Raw genomic sequence first — 22,122 nt, 5'->3', positions numbered from 1 at the left:
CTCGTCCTTTCGCCGGTCCGTCGGACCGGTGCTCCTGCATTGTTGTCCGGTCATGCCGCCAGCTTGCGGTTGATGACTTCCATGATTTCGGCCACGGGGCCTGGCATGTGCAGTTCGTGGTGGACGGCGCGCACGTCGTGCACCTCGATGGAGCCGAGCACGTAGGGCCGCCACAGGTGCGCGTAGGAGTTCTCCTCCAGCGTCGCGTTGAAGAACAGCACGTCACCGCGGTAGACCGGCGATTGGAACTTCGACATGATCGCCGCGTTGTTGGCGAGGATCCTCGACATGCTGTCCACGAGCTGCTGCCGGTTCTCGGTGCCGAAGTACTGGCCGAAGTGCTCTTCGAGTTCCGTGCGGTAGTCCGCCACCGTCCGGCCCTCGTGTATCTCCTTGAAGTAGTCACCGCCGGGCTGGGAGTCCAGGATGGCCACGAAGGCGACCTCGCGCCCGCGCCGGTCGACGGCCTCCGCGACGGCCTGCACGACGGTCCCGCCGTAGGACCAGCCGACCAGGTGGAAGGGCCCTTCCGGCTGCATCTTCACCATCTGGTCGACGTAGTCCTCGACCATCTCCTCCACCGATGCCGCCTGCGGTTCCACGCCGTCCCAGCCGCGGGACTGCAGGGCGTAGGCCGGGCGGTCCTGCGCGTGCAGGACGAAGCTGAAGAACGCCCAGCCGAGGCCGCCGCCCCCGTGCATGAACCACAGCGGCAGCTTGCCCGTACCGGGATCGCTGTTCAGCTCCAGGACGACGCCGAACGGGTCGGAGAGTTCCTCGGTGGCGGCGACGAGCAGCAGCGCGGCCAGTTCGGCCACCGTGGGGTACTTGATGATCGTCCGCAGGGGCATGTCGATGTTGAACTCGCTGCGGATGCGGGCGCTGAGCCGGGTGGCCAGGAGCGAGTGCCCGCCGAGTTCGAAGAAGTCGTCGTCGATGCCGACGCTCTCGCACTCGAGCAACTCGGCGAAGAGGGCGCACATCCTCTCTTCGTGGGAGTTGCGCGGCTCCCGGCTGGCCGCTGTGCTCGTGTCCTCGGACGGCAGTGCTTCCCGGTCGAGCCTTCCGTCCGGAGTCAGCGGGAACTCGGCGAGCGGTATGACCGTGTCGGGCACCATGTGGCGCGGGAGGTGCCCGCTCAGGTACGCGGGCAGTTGGGCGAGCAGCGCCTGGCCACCGGCTTCGGCCGCGGCGGCGTCGGGCTCGGGCAGCACGTAGCCCACGATGCGCTGGCCGCCGTCCCGGTGCTCCCGCTGGACGACCGCCGCCCGCGCCACGCCCGGGTGTCCGGCCAGCACGCGCTCGATCTCCGCCAGGTCGACCCGGAAGCCCCGGACCCGTGCCTGGCGGTCGGTGCGCTCGACGTACTCCAACTGGCCGTTGCCGTCCCAGCGCACCAGGTCTCCGGTGCGGTACATCCGCTCGCCGCGGCCGCCGTCGGCGGCGCCGAACGGACAGGCCACGAACCGCTCCGCGGTCAGCTCCGGTCGGCCCTGGTACCCGCGGGCCACCCCGGCACCGGCGATGTACAGCTCACCCGGCACTCCGCGCGGGACCGGGCGCAGGCGCGAGTCGAGGACGTACACCCGGGTGTTCCCGGCGGGTGACCCGATCGGCACCCCCGCTCCCACCCGCACGCGGGCGTCGGTGGACCACGTCGTCGTCTCGGCCGGGCCGTACACGTGGATCACTTCGGCGGCCTGCTTCGCCAGGATCCTGGCCAGGCGTGCCGGTACGGCCTCCCCGCCGATGACGATCCGCAGACCGTTCGCGGCGTGCGGCTCGCGCAGCGCCAGGCTCTGCCAGAAGTGGGGCGTGGCCTGCACGACGGTGACCTCGTGGCGGCGCATCAGCTCCGCCACGGCCGGCAGGTCCTCGACGCTCTCCGCGCCCGCCACCACCACGGTCGCACCGGCGATGAGCGGCAGGTACAGCTCGGTGTTGGCCGCGTCGAGCTCCACGGTGGTGGCGAACAGCATCCGGTCCGTGGCCGAAAGGGGCAGCCGACGCCCCGCCGTGGCCAGGTAGTTGGCCACCGCGCCGCGCGGGACCGCCACGCCCTCCGGCTTCCCCGCCGACTGGGACGTGTAGCTCACGTACTGGGTGTTCTCGGGCCGGACGACGACCTCCGGTGCCGCGTCCGGGTAACCCGACGGGTCCGCGCCCGCCAGCGCGTCGGTGTCCAGCACGAGCACCGGCTCCGCGTGCTCGATGACGCGGTCGATACGGGATCGCGGGTGGTTCGGATCGATCGGGACGACCGCTCCACCGGCCTTTAGGACCGCGAGCAGCGCCACCACCAGGTTCACCGTCCGGGGCAGGCACACGGCGACCCGCGACTCCGCCCGCACGCCGCGGTCGACCAGCCAGTGCGCCAGCCTGTTCGACCGCGCGTCCAGCTCCCGGTAGGTGACCGACTCGTCCTCGCCGATGACGGCGAGTGCCTCCGGCGTCGCCTGTGCCCGCTCGCGCAGCGCCGCGACCAGGCCTTGCTCCAGGGTCGGCTCGGCGGTGTCGTTCACCTCCACCACAAGGCGCTGCCGCTCGCCCGTAAGGAGTACGTCGACGTCCCCGACACGCATGCCCGGGTCGGCGGCCAACTGCTCAAGGACACGGGCGAACCGGGTGGCGATGGCCTCGACGGTCTCGCGGTCGAACAGGTCGGTCGCGTACAGGATGTCGCCCCGCAGCGTCCCCGAGTCGTCCGCGACCAGGTTGAAGAACAGGTCGACCTTGGAGTTCGACGTGGTGGCCGGCTCGGGCTCCAAGGTGAGTCCGGGGAGTTCCAGCTCCGGCCGCTCGTAGTTGAGCAGGCCGAGCATCACCTGGAAGAGCGGCTGGTACGCGGGGGAGCGCACGGGGTTGATCGACTCGACCAGCATGTCGAACGGGACGTCCTGGTGCTCGTAGGCCGCGAGGGCCTTGTTCCGCACCTGGGCGAGCAGATCGCTGAACGAGGGGTCGTCGGAGAGGTCCACGCGCAGCACCTGGGTGTTGACGAAGAACCCGACCAGGTCGGCGAGAGCCTCGTCGGTCCGCCCGGCGATCGAGCTGCCGATCGTCACGTCCTGCCCGCCGCCCAGCTTGCACAGCAGCGCCGCGAGCCCGGCGTGCAGGACCATCGACATGGTCGCCCCGCGCTCGTCGGCCACCCGCTGCAGGCCTGTCACGACCTCCGCGTCGACCACGAGGCCGACCGTGGCGCCGCGCCCGCTCGCCTCCGCGGGCCGCGGGCGGTCGAGGGGCAGGTTCAGGGGCTGCGGCACCCCGGTCAGTTCCCCGCGCCAGTACTCGATCTGCCGCGCGGCGAGGCTGCCCGGGTCCGCGACGTCGCCGAGCACCTCGCGCTGCCACATCGTGTAGTCCTTGTACTGCACCGGCAGCGGCTCCCACTGCGGGGCCCGGCCGTCCTTGCGGGCGGTGTAGGCCGCGGCCAGGTCCCGGGCAAGAGGCGCGCCCGAGCTGCCGTCGGTGGCGATGTGGTGGATGACCAGGACGAGTACGTGTTCTTCGGGTGAGCAGCGGAACAGGCGTACGCGCACCGGGATCTCGGCCGCCAGGTCGAAGCGGTAGGCGATGGCCTCGTCGACCGCGCTCGACACGTCTTCGGGCGCGACGTCGATGACCGGCACCTCCGGCGTGGCCTCCGCTGTGGGGAGGATGCGCTGGTGCAGCTCACCGTCGTCGTTCGTGGCGTAGACGGTGCGCAGGATCTCGTGCCGGTCGACCACGTCGCGGATCGCTGCGGCGAGGGCGGTCAGGTCCAGGGAACCGGTCAGCCGAAAGGCCGCCGGCATGTTCCAGTTCTCCGACCCGCCCTCCATCTGGTGCAGAACCCACATGCGGCGTTGCGCGAAAGAAAGCGGAATCATCGCCTCTTACTCCTCTGTGAACATCTTGCGCAGGGCGGGGCGACGGGGAGCAGCCGATTCCTCCGTCCACGCCGCGAGCGCGGCCACTGTCGGCAGGTCGAAGATCTTGCGGATCGGTATCTCGATCTCCATCTCGGCGCGGGCGCGGCTGATCAGCCGGGTGGCCAGCAGGGAGTGCCCGCCGAGCTCGAAGAAGCTGTCGTCGATGCCGACCCGGTCCGCGCCGAGCACCTCGGCGAACAGCCCGGCCAGGGTCTCCTCGCGGGCGGTGCGAGGTGCCCGGTAGGCGGTCGTGGTGTACTCCGGCTCGGGCAGCGCGGCCCGGTCCAGCTTGCCGTTCGGGGCGAGCGGCAGCCGGTCGAGGACCACGAAGGCGGACGGCACCATGAAGTCCGGCAGCCGTTCCGCGACGAAGGCGTGCAGCTCCTTCGTCTCCGGGCCGGAGGCGGCGTCGGTCGTGCCGTCGCCGGTGGCGGCGGGCACGACGTAGGCGACCAGTCGCTTGCTGCTGCCGCGCCCGTCGCGGGCGATGACGGCGGCCTGTGCGAGGCCGGGATGCGCGGTGAGCGCGGCCTCCACCTCGGCGGGCTCGATGCGGAAGCCGCGCACCTTGACCTGCGCGTCCCCGCGGCCCACGTACTCCAGCTGGCCCTCGTCGTTCCATCGGGCCAGGTCACCGGTGCGGTACATGCGCGCGCCGGTCGGGCCGAAGGGGTCGGCGACGAAGCGCTCGGCGGTCAGCGCGGCGCGGCCGTGGTAGCCGCGGCCCACCATCCCGCCGACGTACAGCTCGCCGACCGCGCCCGGCGGCACCGGGGTCAGGCCGGGGCCGAGGATGTAGGTCCGCATGTTGCCGAGCGGGGTGCCGATGGGCGCGTTGCCTGTCGGGATCCGCGTGTCGCCGTCGACGGTGAAGGTGGTGGCGTAGAACGACTCGCTCTGCCCGTAGGCGTTGACGATCCGCACGCCCGGGAAGGCGTTCCGGGTCTTGTCGACGAGCGAGGAGGGCAGGGCTTCGCCGGCGAAGACGACGGTCTCCACGCTGGTGCGGTCGGCGATGTCGTCGACGAGTTCGGCGAAGGCGGACGGCACGGTGGAGATGACGCTGCCGCTCCAGCCCTTCTTCTCGCCCAGGACCAGGACGTCTGGGACCACTTCGACGACGCCGCCGGTGGCGAGGGTGGTGAAGATCTCGAACGCCGAGACGTCGAAGTTGATCGACGTGCCCGCAAGCAGCCGCTTGCCGGGCTCGAGCCCGACGCGGGAGGCGAGCCGCAGCACGCCGTTGACCACGCCTGCGTGGGTGATGGCGACGCCCTTGGGCTTGCCGGTGGAGCCGGAGGTGTACATCACGTACGCCAACTGCTCGGCGTGGAGCTGCAGTTCGATGCCGGTGGTGTCTGCGGACAGGTCGAGCGTGTCGAGGAGGACATCCGGGGCGTTGTGGCCGGGCAGCACCGCGACCGTCGCGGAGTGGGTCAGGACCAGGTGCGGCCGTGCCTCGTCGAAGATGGCCGCGAGGCGGTGGCTGGGGTATCTGGGGTCGACCGGAAGGTACGCGCCGCCGGCCTTGAGGACCGCGAGGAGGGCGACGACCAGGTCCGCCGACCGCGGCAGCGAGACCGCGACCACCGACTCCGGGCCGACGCCGCGTCCGGCCAGTTCGCGCGCCAGGCGGTCGGCCCGCGCGGTCACCTCCCGGTACGTGAGGGAGGCGCCGTCTGCGACCACGGCGACCTCGTCGGGGGTCCGCGCCGCCTGTGCCTCGACGAGCCCGGTGATCGTGACGTCCGGAGTGGGGGCGGCCGTGTCGTTGAGCTCGATGAGGAGTCGGTCGCGTTCGGCCGGCTCCAGGACATTCAGCTGCGCGACCTTCAGTTCGGGTGCGGCCGCCAACTGTTCCAGGATGCGCACGAAGCGGGCCGCGTACGCCTGCACCGTGTCCCGGTCGAAGAGGCCGGGCGTGTACTGGAGAAGGAACTCCAGGTGCGTGTCGGCCGCGGCCATCAGGGCCAGCGGGTAGTGGGTGCCGTTGGTCGGGCGCAGGCCGGTGAAGGCGATTCCGTCCGCGGCTTCGGTGGCGGCGCTGATGCCCTCCCGGTCGACCGGATAGGACTCGAACACGACCAGTGTGTCGAAGAGCGTCGGCAGGCCGACGGACTGCTGGATCTGCGTGAGGCTGTGGTGATGGTGCTCCATCAGGCCGGCCTGTCGGTGCTGGAGCCGGGTCACGACCTCGGCGAGGGTGTCGCCGGGGGCGTACTGCACGCGGACGGGCAGCGTGTTGATGAACATGCCGACCATCGTCTCGACGTCGGGCACCGCGGGCGGGCGCCCGGAGACCGTGGCGCCGAACACCAGGTCCTGGCGGCCGGTGAGCTGGCCGAGCAGCAGCGCCCAGGCGCTCTGCACGAGGGTGTTGACGGTGACGCCCAGCTCGGAGGCGCGGCGGCCGAGTTCGTCGGACACGTCGTCGGGGAGGGCGAATTCGATCTGGTCGAGGCCGTCGCCGCCCTCGGATCCCGGGGCGAGCAGGGTGGGCTCGTCGACGCCGTCGAGCTCGGCCGCCCACGCCCGTGCCGCCTCGTCCTGGTCCTGCCGCGCGCGCCAGGCGAGGAACTCGCCGAAGCTGCGTGTGGCGGGCAGACCGGCCGGGTCGCCGTGGGAGGCGTAGAGCAGCAGCAGGTCCCGCATCAGCAGGGGCGTGGACCAGCCGTCGGACAGCGTGTGGTGGACGGTAAGGACCAGTTCGGCCTGGCCGGGCTCGAGGACGGCGAGCGCCAGCCGCAGCAGCGGCGGGGTGTCCACGTCGAAGTGGGCGGCCCGGTCCTCGGTGAGGAACCGCTCGAACGTCTCGGTGCGCTCCGCCGCGCCGACGTCGGTCAGGTCGAGGTACCGCCACGGCAGGGTCACTCCCGCGGCGGGCACCGCCTGGACGAAGTCGCCGTCGGCCCGGTCGACGAACGCCGCACGGAGGTTGGGATAGCGCCCAAGGAGCGCCTGCCCGGCCTGGCGCATCCGCTCCGGGTCGACCTTGCCGGACAACTGGAACACCAACTGGATGTGGTACGGGTCGAACGACGCACCGGCCAGCATCGTGTGGAACAGGATCCCGGACTGTGTGGGGGTCGTCGGCCAGATCTCGGTCAGCTTGCCGAACCGGCTCTCCCAGGTGTCGATCTCCACCTGGCTCACGTCGACCAGGGGGGCGTCGGTGGGGGTCAGCCCGCCCGCTTCGGGTGCCGTGGCGTGCTGGGCCAGGGCGGTGAGCGCCTTGACCCACAGGTCGGCGAGCTCGGTCACTTCGTCGCGGGTGAGCACACCGGTCGGGAAGGCGAGGTAGGCGGTCAGCTCGTCGCCGTCGCCGGTGTCGGCGGCCACCGCGTTGATCTCCAGTGCCGAAAGCACGGGCATGTCGGCGTCGGGTGCGGCGATCAGATCCTGGTGCGAGGTGTCCGGTGCCCAGCCGAGGCCGCTCAGGTCTTCGGGGATGTCCGCGCCGGAGGTCCGTCCGAGGTAGTTGAACCCGATCTGCGGTTCCGGCTCGGTGGCGAGGGCGGCGGCGGTGTGCGGGTTGAGGTGGCGCAGCAGGCCGTAGCCGATGCCGTTGTCGGGCACCGCCCGCACCTGCTCCTTGACGGCCTTGATCGCCCGGCCCGCGGCCGGGCCGCCCGCGACGGCGTCCGCCACGTCGATGCCGGCCAGGTCGAGGCGCACCGGGTACAGCGAGGTGAACCATCCGACCGTGCGCGACAGGTCCGCGCCGGGCACCACGTGCTCTTCCCGGCCGTGTCCTTCCATCCGGACCAGCGTCGAGGATTCGGGCACGCCCCGTGTCCGGCGCCATTGGGCGAGGGCCAGTGCGAGCCCGGCGAGCAGCCCGTCGTCGGGCCTGCCGCGGAACACGGCGGGGAGTGTGGTCAGCAGGGTCTCCGTGACGTCTGCCGGGACGCGGACGCGCACCGTGTCGACGGTGGCCGCGACGTCACGCGTGCGGTCCAGGGCCCGCGCGCCGAGCACGGGCTCGGTGCCGCGCAGGATCTCCTGCCAGAGGGGCAGTTCCGCTTCCCGCTCCGGACGGGCGGCCTCCTCGGCCAGGGCGTGCGCCCACCGGCGCAGCGAGGTGCCCGCCGCCGGTTGCGGGGTACGGCCGTCCCTGACCTGCTGCCAGGCCGAGAGGAGGGCCGGTCCCAGGATCCGCCACGACACCCCGTCGACGACCAGGTGGTGCAGCACGATGAGGAGCTTGCCTCCCCCGGTGTCGGAGGTGAACCACACGAACTGCGCCATGACGCCCGCGTCCGGGTCGAGGCGGCCCGCGGCCGCGTCCAGCTCGGCGTGCGCGTCGGCGTCGCGGTCGGTGACCTCGCGCAGCAGTGCGTCGGCGTCCGTGCCGCCCGGCGACTCGATCCACAGGCCGGGCTCGTCCCGGTCGAGCCGGGAGCGCAGCACGTCGTGCTGGTCGAGGACGGTCTGCAGGGTCGCGACCAGTCCCGCACGGTCGATGTCGTCGGGCAGCGACAGCATCACGGACATGGAGAACCGGTCGATGCCTCCGCCGAGGGCGAGGACGTGTGCCGCCATCGGAGGCAGCGGTGCCCAGCCGACGCCGCCACCGGGCAGCTCGGCCAGGGTCGGGAGCGCGCCTTCGCGTCCTTCGACGACTTCCGCGAGCCGAGCGACCGTGCGGTGCTCGAAGATCTCCCGTGTGCTGACGGTCAGGCCGCGCGACCTGGCGCGGGCGACGACCTGGATGGAGCGGATGCTGTCTCCACCGGTGGCGAAGAAGTCGTCGTCGATGCCGACCCGCTCCAGGCCGAGCACTTCGGCGAACAGCGCGCTGAGGGTCTCCTCGCTCTGGTTGCGCGGTGCCCGGCCGGTCGAGGCCTGCGCGTAGTCCGGCGGCGGCAGCATCCGTCGGTTCAGCTTCCCGCTCGCGGTCAGCGGGATCTCCGACAGCGGCACGACCGCGGCGGGCACCATGTAGTCCGGAAGGCGCCCGCGCAGGTACTCGGGCAGCTCGGCGAGCAGCGGGCCGATCGACTTGGCGAGCGCGGGGGCGTTCGCCCGCATCCGCCGGCCGACGGCGCCGGGAAGGAACGCGCCCGTGACGTCGCGCTGTCCGGTCCGCCGCTCGGGCAGCAGCACCGCGTCGAAGCAGCGCGCGTCCTCGCCCGACCAGGTGAGGACCGCGTGCCGGCCGTTCTCACGTGCCCACCGGAGCAGTTCCTGCGGGTCGACCGGTTGACCGGGCAGGGGCGCCGGGTCGAGAAGACCCGCCGCGGTCGCCACCGTGGCCTCCTCGATCAGCCGCGCGTTGGGCATGCCGCTCACCCGCACGGGGCCGTGCCCCACCCGCTCCTCAAGACCGCCCAGGTCGGACAGGGCGGACAACTGCCCGCCCCACGGCACCGACGGCACGTCGGACACGTCGAGCACGTCGGCAGCCGCCTTGTGCAGGACGACCTCGTAGCGGTGCCGGGTCAGTTCGTTGTGCGCCTGACCCGCCTTCAACCGGATGTCCGCGCCGGCGGCGTGATCGCGCGCCCACTCGGTGAACCACTCCGGGGCGATGACCAGCTCCCGCTCGGCGAGCAGTTCCTTCTCCACCAACGTCCGCAGCTCGTCGTACGAGGCGTGGGGATGCGCCGCGCGCTGTACCGCGGTGAGCAGAACCCGCAGGGTCGTGGCGTTGCGGACGTCACCGACGATGAGCCGGCCACCGGGCGCGACCAGTTCCATGGCCTCGCACAGGACCTTGTCCAGGTACTCGGCGCTGGGGAAGTACTGCACCACCGAGTTGAGCACCACGACGTCGAACCGGCCACTCGGCAGCCCGGACAGGTCGTCTGCTGCTCGGGCGCTCAGCCGGACCCGGTCGCCGTAGCCGGCCTGCTCGGCCTGGGCCCGGACCCGGTCCACCACCGGGGCCGAGATATCGGTGCCCCAGTACTCCTCGACCTCACCGACGATCTTCGCGAGGAGCAGACCGGAGCCCACACCGATGTCCAGCACTCGCCGTGGCGCGTACCGCAGCACCTGGGCCACGGCCGCGTCCCGCCACTGCTGCATCTGCTCACGCGGGATCGGCTCGCCGTCGTACGACGAGGTCCACATCTGGAAGTCCTCGCCCCACGCCTGGTCCTCGGAGGCCCGGTAGCTGTCGTCGTAGACCTCGCGCCACTCGTCGGTCTGGTCATCGACGTCCGCCACCGCGGCACCCGGCTCGGGCACGATATAGCCCACAAGGCGCTTGTCGCCCTTGCGTTCCTCCCGCACCACGACGGTCGCCTGTGCCACGCCGGGATGCGCGGCCAGCACGTTCTCGATCTCGCCCAGCTCGATGCGGAAGCCGCGGATCTTCACCTGGAAGTCGGATCGCCCGATGTACTCGACCTGGCCGTCCCGGTTCCACCGCACGACATCGCCGGTGCGGTACATCCGCGTACCGGGCTCACCGAACGGACAGGCGACGAACCGGTTCGCGGTCAGGCCGAGCTGCCCGAGGTAACCCCGGGCCAGGCCGGTACCGGCCAGATACAGCTCGCCCGCCACTCCCGGGGCGACCGGGCGCAGCGCCGCGTCGAGCACGTACACCTGGGTGTTCCACACCGGCGCGCCGATCGGCACCCGGTCCGCACCCGGCACGTGCTGCCACGCCGTGACCTCCACCGCCGCCTCAGTCGGCCCGTAGAGGTTGTGCACCCCGCAGCCCGGCAGCACATCGACGACCTTGTTCGCCAGCGCGGCCGGGAACGCCTCACCCGCGACCTCGATCCAGCGCAGGCTGGTGCACCGAGCCGCTGTCGGCTCGGTGATGAACACCTCAAGCAAGGACGGTACGAAGTCCGCGCCGGTCACCCGCTCCCGCTGGATCAACTCGGCCAGATACGACGGATCCCGCCGCCCGTCCGGACGCGCGATCACCACAGCCGCACCCACCTGCAATGGCGCGAACAACTCCGGCACCGACACATCGAAACTCGCCGACGTGCTCAGCAGCACCCGGTCCTCGGTGCCGACATCGAAGTGCGACAGGCCCCACTGCAACCGGTTCATGATCGACCGGTGCGACACCTGCACACCCTTGGGACCACCAGTGGACCCCGAGGTGAAGATGACATACGCCGCGTTGTCCGGCGAGAGCACCCGCTCCGGGTTCGCCTCCGGATACCCGGACACGTCCGGAAGCTCCTCATCGAGCACCAGCAGCGGCTTCGCACCCGCCAGCACATGCTCCACCCGGTCCTCGGGCAGTTCGGTGTCGATCGGCACGTACGCCGCGCCCGCCTTGACGACCGCGTAGATCGCCACCATCAGATCGACAGACCGCGGGATACGCACCGCGACCAGCTGCTCGGGACCCGCACCCTGCTCGACCAGCCAATGCGCCAACCGGTTGGCACGCCGGTTGAACTCCCCGTACGTCAACCTCTCCTGCTCACCGATCAAGGCGACCAGGTCAGGATCACGCTCCACCTGCGCCTCGAACGCACCCGGCAGCGTATCCGCCGCCACCGGCTGCGCCGTGTCATTGACCCGGCGCACCAACCAGTCCCGCTCCTCCTCCGCCAACACGCCGATGTCCGCGAGACGCACACCCGGGTCGGCGGCCGCCTGGTCCAGGATGCGCACGAGCCGGTTGACGATGTCGACGGCCGTGGTGTGGTCGAACAGTTCCGTCGAGTACTCGAGCCGCCCGTAGGCGCGTCCTGAGGCCTCCGGAACGATGTTGAAGAACAGGTCGAACTTCGCGGTGTCGGTGCCCACGGGGACGAGGGAGACCTCTAGGTCCGGCATCTCGATCTCCGGCCACACGAACTGCCAGGCCAGCATCACCTGGAACAGCGGCTGGTACGACGTGGACCGCTCCAGGTTGAGCAGTTCCACCAGCCGCTCGAACGGCACGTCCTGGTTGTCGTACGCGGCGAGCGCCTTGTCCCTGACCTGCTCCACCAGACCGCCGAACGAGGGGTTCTTCGACATGTCGGCGCGCAGCACCCAGGTGTTGACGAAGAACCCGATCAGGTCGGCCAGGGCCTCGTCGGTGCGGCCCTCGATCGGGCTGCCGATCGTCACGTCCTCGCCGGCGCCGAGCTTGTTCAGCAGCACCGCCAGCGCGGCCTGGGCCACCATCGGGACTGTGGCGCCGCGGTCGGCGCCCAGCTTCCCGAGCCCGGCGACCAGATCGGGCTCCAGCAGGAAGTCGACGTGGCCGCCGCTGTAGCCGGCCACCGTCGGCCGCGGCCGGTCCAGCGGCAACTGCACCGGCTGCGGCACCTCGGCCAACTCGCGCTGCCAGTAGGCGAGCTGCGGCGCGGCGACGCTCTCCCGATCGCCGTCCTCACCCAGCAGTTCCCGCTGCCACAGCGTGTAGTCCTTGTACTGCACCGGCAGCGGCTCCCACTGCGGTGCGCTCCCGCCGTGACGGGCCGTGTACGCCGACACCAGGTCCCGGAGGAACGGGCCCATCGACGCCCCGTCCGCGGCGATGTGGTGGAACACGAACGTCAGGACGTGCTCCTGTGGGGAGACGCGGAAGATGGTGGTGCGCAGGGGGAGTTCCGTCTCCAGGTCGAAGCTCGCGCCCACGGCCTCGCGCATCGCCTCGTCGACCGCTTCCGCGGCCACGTCGACCACGTGGAACTGCGGGACCACCTCCTCCGGGGGCAGGACCCGCTGTTCCGGCGTGCCGTCGGCGTTCTCGACGACCAGGGTGCGCAGGCTCTCGTGCCGGGTGACGACGTCCGTGACCGCCGCGGCCAGGGTCGCCGTGTCCAGCGCGCCATCCAGACGCAGCGCGAACGGGATGTTGTAGGTCGCGGATGGACCTTCCAGACGGTGGAGGAACCACATCCGACGCTGTGCGAAGGACAACGGGATCATCGACGCTTCTCCTAAACGTTCATCTGTCGCAACTGCGGGCGCTTCGATGTGGCCAACTTCTCGATCCGCTCCGCTAGTTGGGAGACGGTCGGGTTGCGGAACACCGTTGTGACCTTCACGTCGACGTTGAGTTCGCTGCGGATCCGGCCGATGAGCCGGGTGGCCAGCAGCGAGTGCCCGCCGTGGTCGAAGAAGTCGATGTCGATGCCGACCTCCTCCACGCCGAGCAGTTCGGCGAACAGTCGGCAGAGCACTTCTTCGTTGTGGTTGCGCGGCCCTCGCCCGACGGCCGCGTCTTCGCTGTGGTCGGGTGCGGGGAGCGCCTTGCGGTCCAGCTTCCCGCTCGTGGTCATGGGCAGCTCCGCGAGCGGCACGATCGCCGAGGGGACCATGTACTCCGGCAGGGCCTCCCGGGCCAGCTCAAGGAGGGCCGTGGTGTCCACGTCGGCGTCCGCCTTGCCGTCGCCCGGCACCACGTAGGCCACCAGGCGCTGGTCGCCTGCGCGGTCCTGGCGCACCACGGCCACCGCGTTGTCGATGTCCGGGTGTGCGATCAGGGTCTGTTCCACTTCGCTGAGTTCGATGCGGAAGCCTCGGATCTTGACCTGGAAGTCGGTACGGCCCAGGTACTCGACCTGCCCGTCTTCGTTCCACCGCACCAGGTCCCCCGTGCGATACATCCGGGTGCCCGGCGCCCCGTAGGGACAGGCCACGAACCGGTTCGCGGTCAGACCCAACTGACCCAGATACCCGCGCGCCAGCCCCGCACCAGCCAGATACAGCTCACCCGCCACACCGGGCGCGACCGGGCGCAGCGCCGCATCCAGCACATACACCTGGGTGTTCCACACCGGCGCGCCGATCGGCACCCGGTCCGCACCCGGCACGTGCTGCCACGCCGTGACCTCCACCGCCGCCTCAGTCGGCCCGTAGAGGTTGTGCACCCCGCAGCCCGGCAGCACATCGACGACCTTGTTCGCCAGCGCGGCCGGGAACGCCTCACCCGCGACCTCGATCCAGCGCAGGCTGGTGCACCGAGCCGCTGTCGGCTCGGTGATGAACACCTCAAGCAAGGACGGTACGAAGTCCGCGCCGGTCACCCGCTCCCGCTGGATCAACTCGGCCAGATACGACGGATCCCGCCGCCCGTCCGGACGCGCGATCACCACAGCCGCACCCACCTGCAATGGCGCGAACAACTCCGGCACCGACACATCGAAACTCGCCGACGTGCTCAGCAGCACCCGGTCCTCGGTGCCGACATCGAAGTGCGACAGGCCCCACTGCAACCGGTTCATGATCGACCGGTGCGACACCTGCACACCCTTGGGACCACCAGTGGACCCCGAGGTGAAGATGACATACGCCGCGTTGTCCGGCGAGAGCACCCGCTCCGGGTTCGCCTCCGGATACCCGGACACGTCCGGAAGCTCCTCATCGAGCACCAGCAGCGGCTTCGCACCCGCCAGCACATGCTCCACCCGGTCCTCGGGCAGTTCGGTGTCGATCGGCACGTACGCCGCGCCCGCCTTGACGACCGCGTAGATCGCCACCATCAGATCGACAGACCGCGGGATACGCACCGCGACCAGCTGCTCGGGACCCGCACCCTGCTCGACCAGCCAATGCGCCAACCGGTTGGCACGCCGGTTGAACTCCCCGTACGTCAACCTCTCCTGCTCACCGATCAAGGCGACCAGGTCAGGATCACGCTCCACCTGCGCCTCGAACGCACCCGGCAGCGTATCCGCCGCCACCGGCTGCGCCGTGTCATTGACCCGGCGCACCAACCAGTCCCGCTCCTCCTCCCCCAGCACCTCGACAGCGCCCACCGGCACCGACGGATCCACGAGCACCTGCTCGAGGACCCGGACGAACCGGGCGGCGATCTCCTCGGCCGCTTCGCGCTCGTAGAGGTTCTTCCGGTAGTCGAGGGAGAGCCGCAGATAGGGGTCAGAGGCGTTGAGCGTGAGGGCGTAGTGCGAGCCCGCGAACGGCCGGATGGAGTCGATCTGGAATCCCGCCGCGAGGTTCGCGTCGACGATGCCCTCGCGGTCGACCGGGTAGTTCTCGAACACGACGATCGTGTCGAACAGGGCGGGCAGCCCGATGCCTCGCTGGATGTCGGCAAGACCGTAGTGGTGGTGGTCGAGCAGCGCCGTCTGCCGGTCCTGGAGCTCGGTGATGACGTCACCCATGCGCTGGTCGGGTCGGCAGAAGGCCCTGGTCGGCAGGGTGTTGATGAACAGGCCGACCATCGCGTCCGAACCGGCGAGATCCGCCGGGCGCCCGTTGACGGCGGCGCCGAACACCACGTCCTGCTGCCCCGTCAGCTTCGAGAGCAGGATCGCCCACGCCCCTTGCACGAGCGTGTTCAGCGTGACGCCGAGTGCCGCGGCGCGCCGGGCGAGTTCACGCCCCTTGTCGATGGACAGGGGCACCTCGACCCGCCCGAGGGCGGTCGCCGCCTCCTGGAGCGGGGCGTTCGGCACCACGAGGGTCGGCTGGTCGAACCCGGCGAGCTCGGCGGCCCACCGGGCGGCCGACTCCTCCCGGTCCCGCGTGGACAGCCAGGCCAGGTAGTCGCCGTAGCTGCGGACCGGAGCAAGCTCGCGGGTTCCGGCGTACAGCTCGATCAGGTCCTTGAACACCAGCGGGGACGACCAGCCGTCGAACACCGTGTGATGCGCCGTGATGATGAGTTTCGCCTGCTGCGGCCCGTAGGTGAGCAGGGCCATGCGGAACAGCGGCGGCCGGTGCGGGTCGAGCCGGTCGGCCCGGTCGTCGGCGAGTGCCGTGTCGAGCGCCGCTTCCTGCTCGGCTTCGCTCCGGCCGGTCAGGTCGACGTGCCGCCACGGCAGGGTCACGTGTTCCGCCACGACCTGCACCGGATCGCCGTCGACCGCGGTGAGGAACGCGGAGCCCAGGTTGGGATAGCGGTCGAGGAGGGCCTGCCCGGCCGCCCGCATGCGCGCCGGGTCCACGTGCCCGGACAGGCTCAGCACGAACTGCATGTGGTAGACGTCGAACGAACCGTCGGCGATCGCGGCCTGGAACTGGATCCCGGACTGGCCCGGGGCCTGCGGCCACACCTCGGCCAGTCGGCCGTAGCGCTGCTCCCAGGCTTCGATCTCCGTCTGGCGCACCGAGACCAGCGGGGCGTCCGATGGCGTCAGGCCGCCGATGCCGGGGCGGGCGGCGTGCGCGGCCATGCCGCGCAGCACCTCGACCCACAACTCGGCCAGTTCGGCGGTCCGTTCACGGGACAGCACCCCGGTGGGGAACATGAAGACGGTCTGCAGGCGGGTGCCGTCGGTGGTCTCCGTGGCGACCGAGTTGACCTCGAGCGCGGACAGCGCGGGCAGGTCCGCGTCGGGCGCCGGGATCAGCTCGGCGGACCAGTCCGCCGGTCCCCACCCGTGCCCGCGCAGGTGCTCGGGCACGTCGGCGTCGGAGATCCGGCCGAGGTAGTTGAAGCCGATCTGCGGCGCCGGGTAGTCGGCGAGCTGCGGGGCGGTCTCCGGGTTCAGATAGCGCAGCAGGCCGTAGCCCACGCCCTTGTCCGGGATCGCGCGCAACTGCTCCTTGACCAGCTTGATCGCCTGACCGGCCGCGGGGCCGCCGGTCAGCACGTCGGCCAGGTCCACTCCGCCCACGTCGACCCGGGCCGGGTACATGCTGGTGAACCAGCCGACGGTCCGGGAGAGGTCGGCCCCGGGGACGATGTCCTCCTCACGGCCGTGCCCTTCGAGGCGGACCAGGGTCGAGCGGTCCGTGCCCCGCCACCGGTTCACCGCCAGGGCGAGCGCGGCCAGCAGCACATCGGTCCCGGTGCTCCTGAAGGCCGCGGGAAGCTTGGTCAGCACGGCCTCGGTGACCTCGGCGGAGAGCTGCACCCGCACGGTGTCGACCGTGGCCATCCCGTCCACCGCCGGGTCGAGCGCCCGCGTGCCGAGCAGGGGGGTCGGCGTCTCGAGCATGTCCCGCCAGAACGCCAGTTCCGCTTCCCGCTCCGGGGCGAGCGCCTCGGTCTCAAGGGCCGACGCCCAGCGGCGGGCCGACGTGCCGACCGCGGGCAGCTCGGGCGTGCGGCCCGACCTGACCTGCTGCCAGGCCTCGGCGAAGTCCGACATGAGGATCCGCCAGGAGACTCCGTCCACCACCAGGTGGTGCAGCACCACGAACAGCCGGCCCGCGCCCTGCTCCGCGGCGAACCAGACGAAGTCCGCCATGGTCCCGGCTTCCGGGTCGAGCCGCCCGGCCGCCTCGTCCAGCTCCCGCTTCGCCAGGTCGAGCAGGGGCACGTCGTCCCACCGGCCGTCGCAGGCGACCCGGCGGATCAGGTCCGCCGCCCGCACGGAGCCCTGCGGACGCACGACGAGGGAGGGCTCGTCGCCGCGCACCAACTGGGCGCGCAGGAGGTCGTGCCGGTCGAGCACGGCGTCCAGTGTCGCGGCCAGACCGTCCGCGTCGATGCCCTCGGGAAGCTCAAGGGCCATCGCCATGGCGAATCGGTTCGTCACGCCGCCGTGCTCGAACACATGCCGCGCGACGGGCTGCAGCGGCATCGGTCCGACACCGCCGCCCTCGTCCTCCGCCAGCGCGGGCGCGCGGTCCGGGCGGGCGGCGGCCGCCTCGGCCAGCCGGGCCGCCGTGCGGTACTCGAAGATCTCCCGCGTGGTGAGGTCCAGGCCCCTGGCCCGGGCCCGCGCCACCACCTGGATCGACCGCAGGCTGTCCCCGCCCACGACGAAGAAGTCGTCGTCGGCGCCGACCCGGTCCACGCCGAGTACGTCCGCGTACGCCGCGGTGATGATCGCCTCGGCCTCGGTGGCGGGCTCCCGGTAGGTCTCGCCGACGAACTCCGGTTCGGGCAGCGCCGAGCGGTCCAGCTTGCCGGTCGGCCCGAGCGGCAGGCGGCCGAGGGTCACGAAGGCCGAAGGCACCATGTAGTCGGGCAGCCGTGCCGCGACGAACTTGCGCAGCTCGGCGGCCGAGGCACCGGCCATCACATCCGTCACGTCGCCGATCCCGCCGGCACCGTCGTCGCCGACGGCGCCCTCGCCGACGTGCACCACGTACGCGACGAGCCGCCGCCCGCCCGAGGGCACCTCGCGGCTGACCACCACCGCCTCGCTGATCCCGGGGTGCTGCGCGCACACGGCCTCGACCTCGGCCGTTTCGATGCGGAAGCCGCGCACCTTCACCTGGCCGTCGCTGCGGCCGAGGCATTCGAGCTCACCCTTGGCGTTCCAGCGGGCCAGGTCGCCCGTGCGGTACATCCGCTCGCCCGCGGGGCCGAACGGGTTCGCCACGTAGCGCTCGGCGGTCAGGCCAGGGCGGCCGTGGTAGCCGCGGCCCAGGCAGGTGCCGACCACGTACAGCTCACCGATCGCGCCCTGCGGCACCGGGGCGAGTCCAGGGCCGAGGACGTAGGCCCGCATGTTGCCCAGCGGGGTGCCGATGGGCGCGACGTCGCTGTCCGGCCACTCATCGGACGGCGCGAGGGAGAACGTGGTGGCGTAGAAGCTCTCGCTCTGCCCGTAGGAGTTCACGATCCGCGCCCCGGGCAGGGCCTCGCGCACCTGACGCACGAGCCGGGCCGGGAGCACGTCGCCCGCGAAGACGACCGTGCGCACGTCCGTCGCCTTCTCCAGGTGGCCGACCAGTTCCCCGAGCACCGAGGGGACCGCGCTGATGACGTGGCCGTCCCAGGAGCCCCGCTCGGCGAGCGTCAGCGCGTTCGGCACGACTTCGGCCGTGCCGCCGGTGGACAGGGTGGTAAGCAGCTCGAAGACCGAGACGTCGAAGTTGACCGAAGTGCCGGCGAGCATGCGCCAGTTGGGCGGCGCGTCCAGGACGCGCACCAGCTCCCGCACGCCGTTGACGACGTTGCGGTGGGTGATCGCGGCGCCCTTCGGCTTGCCCGTGGAGCCGGAGGTGTACATGACGTACGCCAGGTTGTCCGGGGCCGGCGGCGAGACCCGGACCGCGCCGTCAAGGGGCCCGTCGGGCGAGGCCCAGGCCGTGCGGTCGTCGAGGAGGACGGCCGCCATGTCGTGGTGCGGCAGCTCCCGCCACGTCTCGGTGTCGGTCACCGCGAACCGCGGGGCCGCTTCGGACAGCACGCTCTCCGCTCGCCCGGCGAGGTACTGCGGGTCCATCGGCAGGTACCCGGCACCGGACTTGAGGATGCCGAGCAGGCCGACCACCAGGTCCTCCGTGCGCGGCAGGGCGAGGACCACCAGGTCCTCCGGCCCGGCACCGCGCCGGACCAGCTCCCGCGCGACGCCGTTCGCCCGGTCGTCGAGTTCCCGGTAGGTCAGCGTCCGGTCGTCGCAGACGATCGCCGGGGCGTCCGGCGTCCTGGCCACCTGGCTTTCGAACAGCTCAGGGACGGTCAGCTCGGACTCGGCGGTGGCCGTGTCGTTGAACTGGCCGAGTATGCGGTCACGCTCGGTCGCGCCGAGCGTGTCGATGCCGCCGATCCGGCCCTCCGCGTCGGCCGCGAGTCGGCCGAGGACACGCACGAACCGGGCCGCGATGTCCTCGGCCGTGTCCCGGTCGAACAGGTCGGTGGCGTACTCCAGACGGCAGCGCGCCCCGCCCGACGCGTTCGGGATGATGTCGAAGAACAGGTCGAACTTGGCCGTCCTGGTCTCGAGCCGCTCGGCCTGTGCGGCGAGGCCGGGGAACTCCATCTGCGGCACGGGCGGCTGCCAGGCGAGCATCACCTGGAAGAACGGGTTGTAGGCGGTGGACCGGTCCGGGTTCAGCAGCTCCACCAGGCGCTCGAACGGCATGTCCTGGTTGTCGTACGCGGCGAGGGCCCGGTCCCGCACCCGCTGCAGCAGTTCACGGAAGGTCGGGTTCCCGGAGAGGTCGACGCGCAGCACCCAGGTGTTGACGAAGAAGCCGACGAGGTCCCGCAGCTCCCGGTCCGTGCGGCCCGCGATCGGCGCGCCGATGGGCACGTCGTCACCGCAGCCGAGGTGGTGCAGCAGGACCGCGAGGGCGGAGTGCATGACCATGGACACCGTGGTGTCCGCCTGCGCGGCCAGCTTCTCCACGGACCGGAGCAGGTCGGCGTCGATGGCGAAGGGGACCATGTCGCCGCGGCGGCTCATCGCCTTCGGGCGCGGCCGGTCGGTGGGCACGGCCAGGGGCTGGGGCAGCTCGGCCAGGGTCTGCCGCCAGTACTCCAACTGCCGGGCCGCCACGCTGTGCGGATCGGACTCGTCACCGAGCACGTCCCGCTGCCACAGGGTGTAGTCCGCGTACTGCACCGGGAGCGGCTCCCACGCCGGGGCCCTGCCCTTGGTGCGGGCCGCGTAGGCCGTGAGGAGATCGCGGAACAGCGGCCCGAAGGACTCCCCGTCCACGGCGATGTGGTGCATCACCAGGACCAGGGTGTGCTCGCCCGCTCCGCACCGCAGCAGCCTGGCGCGGATCGGCACGTCGGTGGCCAGGTCGAAGGTCGAGGTGGCCACCTCGTCGATGGCCGCCGGTTCCTCCTCCTTGGTGACCTCGACGACCGGCAGGTCCAGCGGCTGCCGGTCGGACGGCAGCACCTGCTGGTGCGGGACGCCGTCGTCGCCCTCGACGATCACCGTGCGGAGGGCCTCGTGCCGGTCGATGACGTCGCGGAGCGCCGACTGCAGCGCACCCACGTCCAGTTCACCGGTCAGCCGCAGGGCGAAAGCGCCGTTGTAGGTCGGCGACGGGCCTTCGAAACGGTCCACGAACCACAGCCGACGCTGCGCGAACGACAACGGGATCATTGCTTCTCCAAAATCGGCAGGACACCAGGGCACCAGGGAGGGAGCCGTCACTCAGCTCTGGTCGAGCAGCGTCAAGAGCTCGGCGTTGTAGAAATCGTCGATGGAGCAGGCGCCCGAAAGCGTCGAGAAGTACCGGTCGGTGAGCTCCTGGTGACCGGCCAGTTTCCGCAGCATCTCGGCCCGGCCCTCCGGCTTGAGCTCGGCCACGTTGAGCGCGCCCTGGTAGACATCGGCGAAGGTGTCGTCCAGGTCGTCCTCGTAGCCTCGCAGCGCCGCGTCGAGTGCCGCGTCGTCGTGCAGCTCATCGCCGATGTGGTCGGTGAGCGACTGGGCCTGGATGAAGGCGTCGGTGATGCCGCGGGCGGTGATGGAGTCCTTGTGGTGCACCGCGTCACCGAGCAGCGCCCACCCGGGCCCGAAGGCCTTGCGGAAGTAGTTCTCCTGGTGCCCCGTGCCGTACAACTGCTCCGCGCGGCTGCCCGCCGACATCCGCTCGTACAGCTTGGGCGCCGTCGTGCGGACGGCTTCGAGGTAGGCGGGTTCCACCGCGGTGCGGACCGCGGAGAACTCGTCCTGCGGGAAGTAGGTCATGATCAGCGTGAGGTCGTCGTTGGTGGGGATGACGCCGATCCAGCGCCCCTGGCGCTCGTACAGCTCGAAGTGCGCGGGAACCCCGGCCCAGTAGCTGTAGTAGGTGCAGGTCAGGCGCGGGTGCTCGATGACGTTCTGCGCGCCGGTCTTGCGGGCCACCAGCGAGCGCATGCCGTCCGCGCCGACGACCAGGCGGGCCCGCTCCGTCGCCTCGGCGCCGCCGGGCGTCGTGTACCGCACCCCGACGACCCGGTCGTCCTCGAACACGAGGTCCGTGACCGCGCAGCCGTCGCGGAAGTCCACGCCTGCGGCCACGGCGCCGCCGGCGAGGATGGGGTCGAGCACGTACCGTCGCGGCGCGTACGTGGTCCGGTAGCCGTCGACCGGCAGGGAGAAGCCGTCGAGCCGGACGCCGGGCGCCTCGTAGCTCTGGTGGTCGATCGGTCGGCAGCCCGCGGCGCGGAGCTCGTCGAGCAGCCCCCACCGGCCGAGCAGTGCCACCCCCGGCTGGTGGATGTAGTGCGAGGACAGCGTGTCCTGGGGGAACCGCGCTTTCTCCAGGAGCAGGACTCGATACCCCCGCTGAGCGAACAGCATGGCCGCCGGCGACCCCGCACAACGGGCACCTATGACAATGACGTCGTACATGGCGCCTCTCTGATCAGGTGGATTTCTGGCCCAGCGCGGCCACCGCCGGAAATGCCAAGGATAAGAAACTCACGGCACGGCATTAACCGCGCTTTACGTTATGGGGTGGCCGCACCCATGGATTCGATGTACGCGGAGATCGACGCCACCGTCGGGTTGAGGAACATCTGGTCCACCGGAACCTCGACGCCCAACTCCTCGATGAAAGCCATCTGGATTTTCGCCATGATCACGGACTGGCCGCCCAGGGCGAAGAAATTGTCGTCGACCGCTATGTTGTCATGCTGAAGTTCCCGGCACCAGATGCTGTGCACCCTGTCGGCGATCATCATAGTCCCCTCGGT

General features: G+C 71.1%; 5 protein-coding genes. All 5 read right to left on the bottom strand.

What is annotated here, in order from left to right; translation table 11 throughout:
• Positions 1-50 precede the first annotated feature (50 nt).
• The gene (locus tag Q3Y56_RS18060) at positions 51-3,872 is read right to left on the bottom strand and encodes an amino acid adenylation domain-containing protein (RefSeq protein WP_304462944.1); all 3,822 of its coding nucleotides are present in this window, start codon (positions 3,870-3,872) and stop codon (positions 51-53) included.
• A 6-nt stretch (positions 3,873-3,878) separates the two neighbouring features.
• On the bottom strand, positions 3,879-12,758 hold the full coding sequence (locus Q3Y56_RS18055; protein ID WP_304462943.1) for a non-ribosomal peptide synthetase: 8,880 nt from the start codon (positions 12,756-12,758) through the stop codon (positions 3,879-3,881).
• Positions 12,759-12,769: 11 nt separating this feature from the next.
• Positions 12,770-20,539 carry a non-ribosomal peptide synthetase gene (locus Q3Y56_RS18050; RefSeq protein ID WP_304462942.1) on the bottom strand — a complete coding sequence of 2,590 codons (7,770 nt, stop codon included), beginning with the start codon at positions 20,537-20,539 and terminating at the stop codon, positions 12,770-12,772.
• Positions 20,540-20,590: 51 nt separating this feature from the next.
• On the bottom strand, positions 20,591-21,778 hold the full coding sequence (locus Q3Y56_RS18045; protein WP_304462941.1) for an NAD(P)/FAD-dependent oxidoreductase: 1,188 nt from the start codon (positions 21,776-21,778) through the stop codon (positions 20,591-20,593).
• Positions 21,779-21,876: 98 nt separating this feature from the next.
• The gene (locus Q3Y56_RS18040; protein WP_304462940.1) at positions 21,877-22,110 is read right to left on the bottom strand and encodes a phosphopantetheine-binding protein; all 234 of its coding nucleotides are present in this window, start codon (positions 22,108-22,110) and stop codon (positions 21,877-21,879) included.
• Positions 22,111-22,122 lie beyond the last annotated feature (12 nt).

The organism is Streptomyces sp. XD-27 (assembly GCF_030553055.1).
In the GTDB taxonomy this organism is placed as follows: domain Bacteria; phylum Actinomycetota; class Actinomycetes; order Streptomycetales; family Streptomycetaceae; genus Streptomyces.
The sequence above is the reverse complement of the archived record's forward strand: the minus strand, read 5'-3'. Positions and strand labels throughout refer to the sequence as shown.